This is a genomic window from Actinacidiphila rubida (assembly GCF_900110255.1).
Classification (GTDB): Bacteria; Actinomycetota; Actinomycetes; order Streptomycetales; family Streptomycetaceae; genus Actinacidiphila; species Actinacidiphila rubida.
Window position 1 is genome coordinate 1 of the sequence record NZ_FODD01000044.1, and the last position, 14546, is coordinate 14546.

At 73.2% G+C, this 14546-nt stretch carries 12 protein-coding genes and 2 pseudogenes; 7 read left to right on the forward strand and 7 right to left on the reverse strand.

The genetic code is table 11. The annotated features are described in order from the left end of the window. The first annotated feature begins 339 nt into the window (after positions 1-339). Entirely contained in the window at positions 340-858 is a 519-nt protein-coding gene (locus BMW99_RS32160; protein ID WP_079176259.1) for a hypothetical protein, read from the forward strand. Positions 859-917: 59 nt separating this feature from the next. On the opposite strand, the pseudogene BMW99_RS32165 reads toward BMW99_RS32160, so the two are convergent. From BMW99_RS32165 to BMW99_RS32185, 6 genes and pseudogenes are all read right to left on the reverse strand, one after another. After that, a pseudogene (locus tag BMW99_RS32165) lies at positions 918-2018 on the reverse strand (glycoside hydrolase family 64 protein); the annotation flags it as partial. Between the two features lie 96 nt (positions 2019-2114). Further along, positions 2115-2483: pseudogene (locus tag BMW99_RS43210) on the reverse strand (hypothetical protein); the annotation flags it as partial. Positions 2484-2707: 224 nt separating this feature from the next. After that, the gene (locus BMW99_RS32170) at positions 2708-3478 is read right to left on the reverse strand and encodes a GNAT family N-acetyltransferase (RefSeq protein WP_075018061.1); all 771 of its coding nucleotides are present in this window, start codon (positions 3476-3478) and stop codon (positions 2708-2710) included. 334 nt (positions 3479-3812) lie between these two features. Continuing rightward, positions 3813-4949, reverse strand: a complete 1137-nt coding sequence (locus BMW99_RS32175; protein WP_107451568.1) for a DUF3533 domain-containing protein — start codon at positions 4947-4949, stop codon at positions 3813-3815. Positions 4950-5131: 182 nt separating this feature from the next. After that, positions 5132-5800: a class I SAM-dependent methyltransferase gene (locus BMW99_RS32180; protein WP_069463724.1), complete on the reverse strand. Its 669-nt coding sequence runs from the start codon at positions 5798-5800 to the stop codon at positions 5132-5134. 218 nt (positions 5801-6018) lie between these two features. Next, complete coding sequence (locus BMW99_RS32185; RefSeq protein WP_069463725.1) at positions 6019-7530, reverse strand: glycoside hydrolase family 3 protein; 1512 nt, start codon at positions 7528-7530, stop codon at positions 6019-6021. Positions 7531-7928: 398 nt separating this feature from the next. Here BMW99_RS32185 and BMW99_RS32190 point away from each other — a divergent pair, with 398 nt between their 5' ends. The 5 genes from BMW99_RS32190 to BMW99_RS32210 are packed head-to-tail and all read left to right on the forward strand — an operon-like array spanning position 7929 to position 13311. Then, on the forward strand, positions 7929-8993 hold the full coding sequence (locus BMW99_RS32190) for a phytanoyl-CoA dioxygenase family protein (protein ID WP_069463726.1): 1065 nt from the start codon (positions 7929-7931) through the stop codon (positions 8991-8993). Continuing rightward, on the forward strand, positions 8975-10294 hold the full coding sequence (locus BMW99_RS32195; protein WP_069463727.1) for a DUF6271 family protein: 1320 nt from the start codon (positions 8975-8977) through the stop codon (positions 10292-10294). The genes BMW99_RS32190 and BMW99_RS32195 overlap by 19 nt, the downstream gene beginning before the upstream one ends. A gap of 7 nt (positions 10295-10301) precedes the next feature. Next, positions 10302-11534: a type III PLP-dependent enzyme gene (locus tag BMW99_RS32200; RefSeq protein ID WP_069463728.1), complete on the forward strand. Its 1233-nt coding sequence runs from the start codon at positions 10302-10304 to the stop codon at positions 11532-11534. Then, positions 11531-12100: a GNAT family N-acetyltransferase gene (locus BMW99_RS32205; RefSeq protein WP_069463729.1), complete on the forward strand. Its 570-nt coding sequence runs from the start codon at positions 11531-11533 to the stop codon at positions 12098-12100. The genes BMW99_RS32200 and BMW99_RS32205 overlap by 4 nt, the downstream gene beginning before the upstream one ends. A gap of 5 nt (positions 12101-12105) precedes the next feature. Continuing rightward, on the forward strand, positions 12106-13311 hold the full coding sequence (locus tag BMW99_RS32210) for an MFS transporter (RefSeq protein ID WP_069463730.1): 1206 nt from the start codon (positions 12106-12108) through the stop codon (positions 13309-13311). A gap of 184 nt (positions 13312-13495) precedes the next feature. Here BMW99_RS32210 and BMW99_RS32215 read toward each other — a convergent pair whose 3' ends face one another. Next, positions 13496-13687 carry a DUF6381 family protein gene (locus tag BMW99_RS32215; protein ID WP_069463731.1) on the reverse strand — a complete coding sequence of 64 codons (192 nt, stop codon included), beginning with the start codon at positions 13685-13687 and terminating at the stop codon, positions 13496-13498. A gap of 210 nt (positions 13688-13897) precedes the next feature. Here BMW99_RS32215 and BMW99_RS32220 point away from each other — a divergent pair, with 210 nt between their 5' ends. Then, complete coding sequence (locus BMW99_RS32220; protein ID WP_075018062.1) at positions 13898-14539, forward strand: NAD(P)-dependent oxidoreductase; 642 nt, start codon at positions 13898-13900, stop codon at positions 14537-14539. The last annotated feature ends 7 nt before the right edge of the window (positions 14540-14546 follow it).

Sequence of the window (14546 nt, forward strand, 5' to 3'; positions counted from 1 at the left end):
GGCCCCTGACCCCACCCACGAACCTGCACCGCCAGGGGCGCGAGGAACTGCGCGACCAGCCACGACGAGACCGGCAGACGGCAGCGCGCAGCGCGCGGCACCCCGGAAGCCGAAGGGGCGCGAGGTCCCCCAGCCTTCGGCCGGGAGGTGCCCCCAACGCGAGCAACCCGCCACGGGCCGGGACACGGCGACGGCGCCCAACGGGGAGGACGCGCCCCGCAGGGGCCCGCGAGGAACCACGACGAGACCCGCAGACGGCAGCGCGCAGAGCGCGCAGCGCGTCTGGGCGGCCCGGGTGGAGACAGGGCGACCGCCCCGGAGGGGGGTAGCGTGGGGGCGGTGGAGCCTGTGCTGTTCGTGGACGTGGACGGCCCGTTGAATCCGTATGCGGCAAAGCCGCAGCGACGGCCGGACGGCTACGTGACGATCCGCGTGCCGTGGGAGGCCGGCGCCGGCGTGTACGCCTCGCGGATGCTGCGCGTGTGGCTCAACCCGGCACACGGCGCCGGCCTGCTGGCGCTGGGGTACGAGCTGTGCTGGGCCACGACGTGGATGGATCAGGCGAACCGCTGGATCGGTCCGGTGCTCGGGCTGCCCGAACTGCCCTTCGTCGACTTCGGGAACGACCTCTTCGCCGAGCGGCCCGACGGGGTGCACTGGAAGACGGAGCGCGTCGTGGCCTACGCCGCGGGCCGGCCCTTCGCGTGGATCGACGACGAACTCGGCCCGCCCGACCACGCCTTCGTGGCCGCCGCCCATCCGGCGCCCGCTCTGCTGCACCACGTGAACCCCCGACTCGGGCTCCTCGACGCGGACTTCAGGGCGCTCGCGGACTTCGCCGCGTCGCTGACGTCCTGACACCCGCCGGGGGCGGCCGCCGGCCGCGGGCCGGGAAGTGGCCGCCCCCGGAGGGGCTGTCAGGAGAACGGGTCCAGAGTGATGCTCGCCTGCTGGGGCGAACCGTCGTGGACGAGCGACTCGTGGTTGCCGACGTCGTCGAAGGCGAACGCGTAGGCCCGTCCGTCGGCCATCTGCGCGTGGATGGCGCGCGCGTACTGGTTGGTGACGGCGTCCTGGTAGAAGCCGGAGTCGCTGGTGTCGGGCTGGTTGGGGTTGGCGACGAGCGTCGAGCGGTTGAACGCGGCGCACAGCGTGCGCGAGATCGGGCCGCGGACGAGGTCGTTGGGCGCGTCGAGGAGCTTGTAGCAACCGAAGATGCTGTCCGCGTCGGGCTTCTGGAAGCTGGTGACGACGGCGCCCGAGGGGTCGGTGAAGTTCATCGTGTTGCCCGAGACGTGGCCGAAGTACCGGGTGCCGGGCTGGTCGGCGAACGGGGTGACCGTGAGCGTGGACGTCGCGTACTGCTGCCAGACGCGGTTGATGTAGTCGTCGAGGACGGTGGTGGACAGCGCGCCGGTCTCGATGCCGTGGCCCGGTGCGAGGGCGCGCAGCACGGAGCCGTCGGGCGCGGTCTGGATCAGGCCGCCCCAGCCGCCGGGCTGGGCACGGAGGGCGTTGAGGACGGCCTGGTAGCCGCCGGACTTGAGGTGCCCGGTGGTCTGCGTGCCGCTCGGCGACTGGATGCCGACGGCGTAGGGCGCCGAGAACATGTCCACCTGGGTGCTGTTGATCCACAGGCCGCTGTCGTTGAGCGTGTACTCGGACCAGTTGAAGAGGATGTTGCGGTTCGGGTCGGAGGGGTTCTGCACGGCGGGCTGGACCAGGCCGCCGGTGGCCAGCTTGAAGACGAGCTTCTGGCCGTAGGAGAAGTAGACGCGGCCGGAGAACTTCGGGATGCGGATGGTGACGGTCTGGCCGGGGGCGGGTCCGGTGATGGACGCGTCGGGTGCGGGGGTCGGCGGGTTGCCGCCGGCCGGCCAGGCGTGGAAGCCGCCGCCCGCGTCGGCCCAGCCCTGCTGGCCGCTCGACAGTTGGGTGCCCAGGTCGTAGACGTAGACGGCGTCGCCACGGCCGGAGTTGTTGGTGAGGGTCAGCGGGATGGTGTCGGGGACGGCACCGCCGCCTCCGCCGCCGGTGGTGGTGCCGGTCGTGCCGCCGGTGGTGCTGGTGCCCGCGCTCCCCTGTGTGTAGGTGAACTGCGGGGTGTCGTACTGCGGCCCGTTCTTCTCGTACGTGAACCAGTACGTCAGCACGGTTCCGGTGGTGAGCTGGTCGACGGTGCGGGTCCAGGTGCCCCCGCTCTGGGTCATCCGGAAGTTCTGCTGGCCGGCACCGTTGACGAGGTAGTGGACGTCGACGTACTGCGAGGCCGTGGCCGGCGTGAAACTGATGAGCGCCTGGCTCTGGCTGGTGGCGACGGCGCTCTGCGTGTAGTCGGACGCGTCGGCGGCGGCCTTGCCGGGGAGCGTCGCGAGGCCGAACAGCCCGGCGAGGATCAGCGCGGTGGCGGACAGCACGGCGACGAGGCCGCGGCGGGCGCGCGGGCGACTGCGGGCGTGGGTCGGCGGCGGTGGTTGGCGCATCGGTCGGAGGTCCCTTCAGGTGGGGGGAAAGGGCGTGGGCGAAGGGGTGACCGGGTGCCGAGCGCGGGTGGCGCGGATGGCGCGGTCTCGCCCCTCCTCCCGTAACGCCTTCGAACCATCGACTTGGAAGCGCTCTCAAACACCAGGATCGAAACGGAGTCTCCACTTACGACGCGGACACGTCAAGACACGGAGGCCGGCTCGGATGCCCGGGCTCCGCCGGCTCAGTCGCTGATCGACAGGTAGAGGCGGGTGCCCTCGGGCCGGAAGCCGAGGCGCTCGTAGATGCGGCGCGGCCCGTCGCCGGAGGACTCCAGCCACACCGACCGGGCGCCTCGCGCGAACATCTCCGCGGCCACCTCGGCGGTGACCACCGCGGCGACGCCCCGGCCGCGGAACGCCGGCCGGGTCCCCACGCCGGACAGCTCGCCGGTGCCGGCGGCCGGTGCCGAGCACGAGGCCGCGCCGGCGCATCCGCCGCCGGGTGACGGCACGAACCGGATGACGCCGCCGGCGTCCTGGATGCGCCGCAGCCGGGCGCCGCCCTCCGGCGACGCGTCGAACTCGCTGCCGAACGCCTCGGCCAGCGCGGCGTCGATCGCGTCGAACTCCTCGTCGGTGTGCGGGGTCCGGGCCCGGGGGACGAACGCCGAGTCCCGGGCCGCGGGCGGCGGCATCGTCAGCGTGGCGGGGGTGCACACCAGGTACTCGTGCACCTCCTCGGTGGTGAAGCCCGCGGCGCGCAGCGCCGGTTCGACGGCGGGCGCGGTGGACAGCGCGAACTCCACCCTCGGTCTGAGGCCGCGCTCGCGGAACGCGGCGACGAGATGGGCGACCTCGCGCCGGGTGGGCTCGGCGCCGGGCAGCGGCGAGGCGTAGTTGACGTACGGGCTGGTGGTGGCGGGGTCGAAGCCCGCGACGAAGCTGGGGTTCTCGATGACCACGGGGCGGCGGCGCAGGTTGGCGACGGCGAAGTTCTGGACGGTGGTGTCCACGGTGTTGGCCTCACGATGACGACGGAGCGATACGTACGGTACGGGCCCGGCGGTGCGCCGGGGCTCTCTCCGCGGGAGAGACGGGCGGCGGGCAGGGCGCCGCGGCGTGGGGCCGCCGTGAGGTGCCGGCAGGGCGGTGGCCGGGAGGTTCCGTGCGCGGGCGCGCTCGCCTACCCGGTCCGTTCAGTGCCGGCGGCGGCCGTGAGGGCTCGCCGAGGCCATGGGCGTCAGTCCTTCGCAGGGGTGGGTGCGCTGCGGTGCTCAGCGCAGCTGATCGTGCCACGGCGGCGCCGCGGGCGGCAACGGATTTCCGGTCGCCCCCGGCGCCCCGCCGTCAGGCGGCCGCGGGCGCGGCCGCGCCCGCGGCGAGCGCCTTCTTCTGCCGCCGCCGGACGACGAACGCGGAGCAGACGACCGACACGATGATGCCGCCGGCCGCGTAGACGCCGAGCACCCACAGCGGCCCGGTGGTGTGGTGGCCGGTGAAGTAGACGGTGTTGCGGACCGCGGTGGTGCCCGCGCCCGGCGGCAGCCAGGGCCCGATGTCCCGCCAGAACGGTGGCAGCAGGCTGCTGGGGTAGGCCCCGCCTGCGCTGGGGTTGCCGAGGACGACGAAGACCAGGATCACCAGCCCGATGCCCGCCAGGTCGAGTGCGACCTGCAGGGCGACGGTGGTGGCGGCGGCCGCGAAGACCAGGAGCGTGCCGATGCCGAACAGGGCGCCGAAGTGGCCGGGCAGAGCACCGAGGACGGTGCCGGCGATCAGGGCGCCGCCGAGCCCGGAGGCGATCGCGTAGGGCACGAGCGCGCCGAGCCGGACGAAGGTGCGCTGCAGGGTGGCGGGCCGCGCTCCGCCCGCGATGCCCAGGATGGACCCGGCCAGGTACCCGCCGACCATCCAGCCGACGACCAGGTAGAACGAGGACAGCCCGCGGCCGTCCTGGGGGTTGGGGGCGCGCAGGTCGACGACGGTGATCTGCCGGTTCCTGCCCACCTCGATGCGCTGGGCGATCTGTGTGGTGACGGTGGAGACGGACGGTCCGGCCGCGGAGGCGACGAGGAGCCGGTCCTTGCCGTTGAGCGGGTTGACGACCACGGCCGCGTCGAGGTCGCGGTGCAGGATCATCCGGCGGGCCTGCGCCTCGGTGGGGACGGCCTGGGCCCGGAACGGGGTACCGGGCAGGGCGTTCAGCTCGGCGGTCAGCCGTGCGCTGATCCGCGCGGGGGCCACGACGCCGGACCGGATGTGGTGCGGCTTGGGCGCGTGGAAGGCGCCGATGTACGACAGGATGAAGCCGAGTTGCAGGACGAGGACACCGGTGACCAGGATCAGCGCGCGCAGGCTGAGCGCGTCCTTCATCTCTCCCATGAAGGTGCGCCTCGGCGGCGCGGCGGGTGCCGCGGCCGCCGGGTGCCGCCCCGGGCCCTCTCCGGGCCGGTGCGCCGGGTCGTGCGGGGTGTCCGACGGCATCCTTGGTCCTCCTCGCTGTCCTGCGGGACCGGGCACGACGCCGCGTTGGGCACCGTGCCGGGGATGCCTGCCCGGTCGGAGGGCGATCCGGACGGCGCACCGCCGGAAATGCCTTCCGACGGGTGACGTCCGGCGGCAGGTGGCAGGCGCCGGAGCACCCGCGGGGCGAGGAGACCGGTCGGCTACAGTTCCGGCTCGGCGGTGCCGACGGTGGCCTCGAACAGCGCCACGCAGCCGTGGACGGTGACCGTGTGCTCCTTGAACGCGCCGCCGAGGCCGGCCTCGAGGTCCTCCAGGGTGTCGGCGCTGTTGTGGAAGACGCCCTTGGAGTTGTAGAGGCCCATCAGCCGCCGGGCCCGCCCGGTGACGGTCACCCCCGAGGCGAGGATGGTGGCCCCGAAGACCGTCCCGCCGGGCCGGACGACCCGGCCCAGCTCCTGGAGCAGCACGCCCTTTTCGGCCAGGGTGCCGGGCATGCAGTGGAACAGGAAGTTGGCGCTGGCGGAGTCGAACGCGGCGTCGGCGAACGGCAGCGGCTCCAGCGCGTTGCCCTCGACCGTGGTGGGCTGAAGGTGCTTCAGGCGCTGCGAACTGGCGTGCAGGGAATGGCGGTTGGCGTCGAAGAGCGTGACGTGCGTGGTGTCCGGGCCGGCACCGCGGGCGGGCAGGTAGCCGGTGCCGACGCCTACGTCGAGGTGGCGCCCGCCCATGCCGCGGCGGAACATCCCCACCAGGTGGCTCTTGCGGCAGCCCCAGACGTACCGGCACGACAGGCCGAGGACGAACAGGTCGTACAGGGCGAGTGTGAACGGGTTGTAGGTTGCCTGTCCTTCGTGCACCTGCTGGTCCATCGGACTCCTTTCCCAGAGACACCGCGTGCCACGGCCGGCTCATCATGCCGGTCCCCCGCCGTCCGCGACCTGTGCTTCCGGAAAACCGGCGGGGAAGTTCGCGTGCCCGCCAGGTGGCCGCCTCCCCACGCGTCGGCGGTGGATCGGCGGCGCGCCGGGAGCCCGATCAGCGGGCGTTCCGGGCCCGGCGGCCTACCGCCGCCGGGCCCGGGCCCCGTTCAGCGTGCGCCGACCAGCACCTCGGCGGCGGCGACCCCGGAGGCGGCGGTGGCGCCGTGGGTGAAGATCTGCACGGCGCCGGGCGCGTTCGGGCCGGGGATGCCCATCTCGACGACGATCGCGTCGGGGCGCGCGGCCGCCAGGTCGGCGAGTGCCGCGCCCATCCACTTGTTGCGGGCGGCGTCGCGGACCACGACGACCATCGGGCGGCCCGCCGCGGGGGCCAGCGCGAACTCCCGCAGGACCTCGGGACGTTCGGCGAGGTCCTCGTGGTGGACGCGCACGAAGGTGGTCCCGGGCAGCCGCTCGCGCAGCGGCACGGCGACGCCCCACGGCGTCTCCTTGGCGATGGCGAGGTTGGTGGTGGGGACGAGTTCGACGACGTGCGGTGCGGCGGTGAGCGGCAGGACGTCCTGCGCGGACCCGCTGAGCCGTATGGCGCGGCGGGCGGCGACGTAGCCGATGTCACCGCTGATCGGGTTGACGGGGACGGCGCGCCCGATCCGGCTGGACCAGTCGGCGAGAGCGGTCACCCGCTCCGACGCCTCGACCAGCCGGTTCTCGCTCAACTCGCCGTCGGTCACGGCCCGTTCGAGAGCCCTGGCCAGCAGGTACGCGGTGCCCTCGTCGGCGTGCTCGCCGCCCACGCAGACAGCGTCGGCACCCGCCGCGAGGGCCCGGACCGTGGCGCCGTCGATGCCGTAGCGGTCGGTGACCGCGCCCATCTCGATGGCGTCGGTGACGATCACGCCGTCGAAGCCGAGTTCCTTGCGGAGCAGGTCCTCCAGGATGCGGCGGCTGAGGGTCGCCGGGACGTCCTGGTCGTACGCCGGCACGAGGAGGTGCCCGGTCATCACCACGCGGACGCCGGCCTCCAGGGCGGCGCGGAACGGCGGCAGCGCCTGCGCCTCGATCTCCGCGAGGCTCGCGTCGTAGCTGGGCAGCCCGTGGTGGGAGTCGACGGCGACGTCACCGTGGCCGGGGAAGTGCTTGGCGCAGGCGGCGACGCCCGCGGACTGGAGTCCGGTGATCCAGGCGCCGACGTGGCGGGAGACGACGGCGGGGTCGACGCCGAACGACCGGACGCCGATGACCGGGTTGTCCGGGTTGGAGTTGACGTCGGCGCTGGGTGCGTAGTCGAGGCTGACGCCGGTGGCGTGCAACTGGCGGCCCAGGTCGCGGGCGACGGACTCGGTCAGTTCGGTGTCGTCGACGGCGCCGAGGGCGAAGTTGCCGGGCCGGGTGGAGCCGGTGGCGGACTCGATCCGGGTGACGTCACCGGCCTCCTCGTCGATAGCGATGATCAACGACGGGTTCTCGGCGCGCAGTTGAGCGGCCAGCCGGGCGACCTGCTCGGGTGAGGCGATGTTCCGGGAGAACAGCACCACGGATGACAGGCCGTCAGCGATGGCGCGCAGCACCCACTCCGGGGCCTCGGTGCCGACGAATCCCGGCTGCAGGACCGAGAGCGCGAGCCGTCGCAACTCCTTGCTGTGCTTGCTGGAGGACATCGGCTGGGGCCTTCCGGATAGTGCCGACACATCGGTCGCACCGATGAGCTGTGGTACAGACCAATCGATAGTCGCCTAGCCCGATCGGCAGTGTCAAGAAGATCGCCGGCCGCCGGCCGGCGGGTGTCTCGCAGGCCCCTCAACTGGCAACGGACGTAAGGGAATCGGTCACGGGATCTCTTCATGTCGTTGGTTGACACGTGACGTTGGTCTAGTCCAGTTTAGTGAGGCGCAAGTTCAGCAAGGGGTGTGGGTGACGCACTCTGCCGGGGGACGGGCATGCCCGGGAGCGGCGAAAACCGCCCCTCGCATGGTCCGGCAACGATGTCCATCACCATCCGTGATCACTCCTGTGCCGAATGCGCCGACGCACACCCGCACTTCGCTGGAGCAACCGCATGGCGCCGAACCACCCGTATCTGTTCCGAGCCCCTTCCGACGTCCCCTACTTCAGCTCGGACGGGGAGACCTATCTCGCGCGGACCCAGCTGCGCGATCTGGAGAAGACGAAGCAGCTCCGCGTCCTGAGCGAGGAGGACTTCGCGTTCTGGCAGACCTACGGCTACGTCGTGGTCAAGCAGGCGATCCCCGCCGAGGCGGCGGCCGCGCTGCTGGACTTCACCTGGGAGTTCCAGGGCCTCGACCCGGCCCGTCCCGACACCTGGTACGACGAGCGGGACTTCCGCACCGACCTGGACCGCGAGCTGCACATCTACGGCTTCGTCGAGGCCTACCAGCACCAGCTGATCTGGGACAGCCGTCAGACGCAGCGGGTCTACGACGCGTTCGCCGACGTGTGGGACTGCGACGAACTGTGGGTGACCCTGGACCGGCTCAACCTCAACCCGCCGAACATCAAGAACCGCGACCGCGGGCTCATCACGCCCACCGAGCGCGGTTTCGACATCAACCTCCACTGGGACGTCGACACCATGCTCGGCATCCTCCCGCAGCGCGTGCAGGGCATCATCGCCCTCAACGACACCGAGGAGGAGCTCGGCGGCTTCCAGTGCTCCCCCGAACTGTTCCGGCGGTTCGAGCGGTGGCGGGCGGTGCAGCCGGAGGACCGCGACCCGATCAGGCCGGCCGTCGACCGGGCCGAGTTCCCGGTGGTCCGGCCCCGCCTGGAGGCGGGCGACCTGCTGATCTGGAACGGCCTGCTGGCCCATGGCGTCGCGCCCAACACCTCCCAGGAGGGCGTGCGGGCGGTCCAGTACCTGTCGATGATGCCCGCACTGGAGTCGCACGCCGAACTGCGCCGCTCCCGCGTCGACTCGTGGCGCACCCTGAGTACTCCGGAGTGGAACGGGACGCTGGTGGGCGACGCCACCCGGCACGAGTCCCTGCGCTACGGGCCGGCCAGGCTGACCGGGCTGGGCGAGCGGCTGCTGGGGCTGACGCCGTGGCACGAGCAGGACGACACCACGCCGAGCGGGGAGCGGATATGCGGCGCATCTGCCTGACCCTGCCGACCAACCGGGCGTGCGTCGCGGCCATCAAGGCGGTGGGGCGCGAGGCGGTCTATGCGGCACGCCGGTTCGGCGTCGAGGTCCACCTGCTGGTGCTGGACTCCAGCCAGGCGCCGGACTTCGCCGAACACGCCCGCGCGGTCCGCGAACTGCCCGCGGAACCGGGCGTGGTGGCGCACCACCTGGGCGAGGCCGAGCAGGGGGAGTTCCTGCGGCAGGTGGTGGAGCGCTCCGGCGTCGCCAAGCCGGAGCTGGTCCTCGACCTGATGCTGCCCGGCGCGTCGTCCTACGGGGCGTGCACCAACCGGGCGTTCCTGATCGCCGCGGCGCTGGGCTGCGAGTCGGTGCACCGCCGCGACTCCGACAGCCGGTTCCAGGAGCTGGACGGCGCACCCGTCTTCCCCGTCCACCACGAGCTGATGTCGCTGGGCCGGCGGGCCGGGGACGCGGTCGACGGCGTGGACGAGTCGCGGGTCGCGCCGGCGGACGCCGGCAAGCCGGTGGCGATGGTGGGTGCCTCGTTCGTCGGTGAGATGTCCGTGGACATCGAGGAGATGCACCGCCTCGACCCCGACGTGTACCACGAGGTGGTCGGCCTGTGGGCGCCGGCCGGCTGGCCGGCGGCGCGGAAGCACGAGCTGGCCGTGGAGTCGTTCCGCGGCGCCGGCTCGGAGGCGTTCACCGCGGACCACTCGGTGCTCGGGGCCGTCGACCCGATGCGGGTCGACATGTGCAACATCGCGTTCCACCAGGTGCACGAGGAGGTGCCGCTGCCGCCGGCCACCGACACCATCGGCAGCGACTACTTCCTGATCCACCTGGTGCACGACGCGACGCTGCCGGGCGTGCTGCACAACCGGCACATCGTCAACTACTACACGCCGGAACGCAGGACGGACGCCGGCTTCAGCGCCTACCACCTGCGGTTCGCGAAGTTCTTCCTGTCGATGCTGTACTTCAATGCCGTCTACGCGGACATGGCGGCGGCCGGCGGCGCCCTGCTCGACGAGCACCATCACGTCCGGGCCCCGCACGTCGCGGAGTTCGTGCGGGCGAGCACCCTGCTCGACCGGACGGAGAACGTCGAACGGCTCGACTGCCTGGACCGCTCCTACCGCACGCTCGGCGGCCGGTACGCGGAGTTCGCGGACCTGCTGGCGTCGCGCCGCGAGCGGCTGCTGGACGAGGCACTGCAGGACGCGAACGACTTCGCCCTGCTCGTCGAGTGCTGGCCGGCCCTGGTGGCGGCGAGCAGGGAGACCGTCCTGCGTCGGTCACAGCGGATTCCCGGCTGATCCGTCGATGACGCACGACGACGCGGCCCTGCTGGCCGCCCTGGCCGATGCCGACGAGGACCGGATCGTCTTCGACCTCGCCGGCATCGAAGCCCGCTACGAGAGCCTTCTGCGTGAACTGCCGGGCGTCGCCGTCCGGTTCGCGATGAAGGCGTGTCCCCTGGACGAGGTGCTCGCCTGCCTGGCGCGCAAGGGGTCCGGGGTGGACGCCGCGAGCCCGCACGAGATCGCGCAGGCGATCGCCGCCGGAGTGCCGCCCGGGCGGATCCACTACGGCAATCCCGTCAAGTCCGACACCGACATCGCGGAGGCCCACCGTCTGGGGGTGACGCTCTTCGCGACCGACAGCCCGGAGGACGTCGCGGCGATCGCCCGCCACGCCCCGGGCGCGCGGGTCTTCTGCCGCCTGGCCACCGACGGGTTCGGCGCGCTGTGGGGCCTGAGCGACAAGTTCGGCTGCTCGGTCGAGGACGCGGTGCTGGTCCTGCGCGCGGCCCGGCAGGCCGGGCTGACGCCGGCCGGCCTGTCCGTGCACGTCGGCTCGCAACAGATGACCACCGAGGCCTGGCAGCGCGCCTTCGACCAGCTCACCGACGTCCTGGAGGCACTCGCCGAGGACGGCGTCGCGCTGGATCACGTGAACCTGGGCGGCGGCCTGCCGGCGCTCGGCTACCTGGACGGGCACGGCACGCCGCTCGACCCGCCGCTGGACAAGATCTTCGCCGTGGTCCGGGAGGGCATGGAGCGGTGCGCCCGAGTGGCGGGACACCGCCTGCACTTCGTGGTCGAACCGGGCCGCCACCTGGTCGCCGACCACGGCGCGATCCGGGCGCACGTGTCCCGGCTCACCACCCGGCGGGGGGCCGACGGCCGGCTGCGACGGTGGCTGTACCTGAGCTGCGGGAAGTTCAACGGCCTGTACGAGATGGACGACGTACGGTTTCCGCTGGTCTTCCCCACGCACCCGGACGGCCCGCTGGTGCCCGCCACCGTCGCCGGCCCGACCTGCGACAGCGCCGACACCCATACGCCCGGCCGGGCGCCGGTGCCGGTCCCGGCGGCACTCGCGTCCGGCGACCCGGTCTGGGTGCTGTCCAGCGGCGCGTACGCGATCAGCTACATGTCGCAGGGGTTCAACGGGTTCGCCCCGCTTCCCCACGTCTGCGTCGGCGGCGGGAACGGGAACGGGGACACGAGCGGGGACGGGGATCGACGCGGCGGCGCAGGTGGGGGCTCATGAACGCCGACGTCCGCGTACGCCGGGTCAGCGAGGGCGACTGGCCCGGGATCATCCGGCTGGAGAGCCGCGCGTACGCGCCGCTGGGCCTGTCCGAGGAGCCGTCCGTGCTGCGGTCCAGGGCCCAGGCGTCCCCGTCCACGTGCTTCGTGCTGCACGTGGGCGACCGGCTCGCCGGCTACCTGCTGGCGCTCCCCTACCCCGCGTCCGCGTACCCCGACCTGGCCCGCGCCGAGGCGGTGGCGCACCGGTCGGCCAACCTGCACCTGCACGACCTCGTCGTCGCCGAGGATCTGCGCGGCCGCGGCCTGGGCCGGCGGCTGCTGCGGCACCTCACGGCGGTGGCCGCGGCGTCGGGCTTCGAGGAGATCTCGCTGGTCGCCGTCGGCGGCAGCGACTCCTTCTGGTCGGCGAACGGCTTCGCCGCCGGGGGCACGGCGCCCCCGGCGGAGGGCTACGGCGCCGATCCGGTGTACATGTCCCGGCCGGTCCCCGCGGACCGGACCGGCGCACCGCATCCGGCCAGCGGTCCGCTGCGCGGGTGGTCAACACAACACGAGGTGGTCTGAATCCGATGTTCCGCGTGCACGATCCCTTCCGCAGAGGCCAGTTGGCCATCGCGGCGCTGTTCTGCTCGCTGGGGTTCCAGTACGCGACCTGGGCGTCCCGGCTGCCGGCGATCAAGGCGCACCTCGGGCTGAGCTCGGCCGAGGTGGGCCTGCTGCTGATGGCCACCGGCGTGGGCGCCGCGGCCTCGTTCCCCCTCGTGGCGTGGCTGATGCGGCGGGTCGGCTCGCGCCGCCTGTCACTGGTGTCGGCGCTGGGCCTGACGCTCCTGCTGTTCGCGATGGCCGCGGCGCCCGACTATCCGGTGGCACTGGTCGTGATGTGCTGCGACGGGGTGCTCGTGGCGTGCCTGAACGTGGCGATGAACGCGCAGGGCGCGGCGCTCGAGGCCCGCTTCGAGCGCAACGCGATGGCCCGGCTGCACGCCACCTTCAGCGGCGGCTCGCTCGCGGCGGCCCTGCTCGCGTCGGCCATGAACGCGGTGACGTCCACGGTGGCCGTGCACTTCGCCGTCGCCGCCGTGCTGCTCCTGCTGGTACTCGCCTCCTCCCGGCCGGGGCTCCTGGTCGACGAGGTGACGGCGCCGGACCAGCCGGCGGACACGGCGAAGCCCGCCGGCCGCACGTGGTCGCTGCCCGCGCGGATGACGCTGTGGATGGGCCTGGCCATGGCGTTCGGCACCGTGACCGAAGGCGCGATGAACGACTGGTCGGCGCTGTACATGAAGGACGTGGCGAAGGCCTCGGCGGAGGTGGCACCGCTGGGTATCGCCGTGGTGTCGGTGATGATGGTGCTGGCGCGGCTGTTCGCCGACGGGTGGCGGGCCCGCTGGGGTGACGGCCGGGTCGTCCGCACCGGCAGCGCCGTGGCCGGGCTCGGCCTGGCGCTCGCCCTGCTCAGCGGCGGTGTGGGGCCGGCGCTCATCGGTTTCGCGTGCGTGGGCCTGGGCATCGCGGCGGTCACGCCGTGCGTCTACGTGGCGGCGGCGGGTCAGGGCTCGGACGCGCTGACCCTGGTGGCCACGATGGGCACCACGGGCCTGCTGGCGGGACCGCCGGTCATCGGCTTCGTCGCCAACGCGAGCAGCCTGGTGTGGGGGCTGGGCGCGGTGGCCGCGTCGGCGGTCGTGGTGTCGCTGTGCAGCACGCAGATCCGCTGGACCGCGCCGGAGCCGGAGGTCGCTCCGGTGGCCGCCGCCGCGTCGGCGCCGTGAGGCGCACCTCTCCCCTCCGAGGCCGGCCCCGCTCACGCCGTGGGGCCGACTCGTCACGCGACGGGACGGCTTGCGCGGACAGGCCGACCGCCGGCCCCGGGCGGCTTGCCGCGCGGACCGCACGCTCGCGCCGTGAGCGGCCGGCTGGCCGTGCCGGCTCGACGCGCCGCGCGGAACGGTTCGCTCACTCCGTGGGGTAGATGTCGCCCGCCGCCATCATGCTCTCCTGCTCGTTCTCGAACTCCAGCTGCTTGACCCGCTCCTGGAGCCGCCTGCGCTCCTCGGGATCCGTGCTGCGTTCGGCCTCCGCCTCCATCTCGGCGGCCCGCCGGCGCATCTGCCGCAGGTGCTGGTGGCTGTCGCCTGTCGCGTCCATGATCGACCCTCGCTCCGTGCCGGGAGACCTGCTCCTCCCAGCCAAACAGGCCCGGCGCCCCGGTGCCACCCGGCGGCTCTCGGCCGCGGCCGCGGGCGCCGGGACGCGGCGGCCGGCCGGACCTTGCGCCGAGGTTGTTGCCGCGTCCCCGTGCCGCTGCGAGGATCTTGGCGATGCCCGCCTCCCCACCGGACGAAGGACGGCTTCCCCATGAGGATCCTGGTACTCGGCGCGACCGGCCTGACCGGCACGGAGGTGGTGCGGCGGGCGCTGGCGGCGGGCCACGAGGTGACGGCGCTGGTCCGCGATCCGGCGCGGATGCGCGTGCGGGACCCCGCGGTGACGGTGGCCGTCGGCGAGGTCACCCGCGACCGGGCCGCCGTGACGGCGGCCGCCGAGGGATGCGGCGCCGCCGTCAGCGCGCTGGGCTCGGGCCACAGCCTGCGGAGCGTGCTCGCACCGACGGTGATGTCCGAGGCGGTGCCGGTGATCGTCCGGGCGTTGCCGGACGCGGGTGTCGGGCGGCTGGTGTTCCTGTCCTCCCTCGGTGTCGGGGAGTCCTGGGCCGTGACGCCACCGTCCCTGAAGGCGCTCTACAAGCCGTCGTTGAGCCGGGTCTTCGCCGACAAGGCGGCCGGGGAGCGGGTGTTGCGGGCCAGCACCCTGGACTGGACCCTGGTCTGTCCGCCGATGCTGTCCAACGGCCCGCTGACCGGCCGCTGCACCGCGGGAACGGACCTGCGTCTGCGCGGTGTCCCGCGGATCAGCCGCGCCGACGTCGCGGACTTCATGGTCACCGAGGCGGCCGCCGGCGCGCACCCGCGGTCGACCGTCGTCGTGGCGTCGAGGTAGCGCCGTG

Coding starts and splice junctions, on each gene's coding strand:
- BMW99_RS32180 (WP_069463724.1), bottom strand. CDS start 5,800: ATGGACCAGCAGGTGCACGAAGGACAGGCAACCTACAACCCGTTCACA.
- BMW99_RS32220 (WP_075018062.1), top strand. CDS start 13,898: ATGAGGATCCTGGTACTCGGCGCGACCGGCCTGACCGGCACGGAGGTG.
- BMW99_RS32195 (WP_069463727.1), top strand. CDS start 8,975: ATGCGGCGCATCTGCCTGACCCTGCCGACCAACCGGGCGTGCGTCGCG.
- BMW99_RS32185 (WP_069463725.1), bottom strand. CDS start 7,530: ATGTCCTCCAGCAAGCACAGCAAGGAGTTGCGACGGCTCGCGCTCTCG.
- BMW99_RS32190 (WP_069463726.1), top strand. CDS start 7,929: ATGGCGCCGAACCACCCGTATCTGTTCCGAGCCCCTTCCGACGTCCCC.
- BMW99_RS32200 (WP_069463728.1), top strand. CDS start 10,302: ATGACGCACGACGACGCGGCCCTGCTGGCCGCCCTGGCCGATGCCGAC.
- BMW99_RS32210 (WP_069463730.1), top strand. CDS start 12,106: ATGTTCCGCGTGCACGATCCCTTCCGCAGAGGCCAGTTGGCCATCGCG.
- BMW99_RS32175 (WP_107451568.1), bottom strand. CDS start 4,949: ATGCCGTCGGACACCCCGCACGACCCGGCGCACCGGCCCGGAGAGGGC.
- BMW99_RS32205 (WP_069463729.1), top strand. CDS start 11,531: ATGAACGCCGACGTCCGCGTACGCCGGGTCAGCGAGGGCGACTGGCCC.
- BMW99_RS32215 (WP_069463731.1), bottom strand. CDS start 13,687: ATGGACGCGACAGGCGACAGCCACCAGCACCTGCGGCAGATGCGCCGG.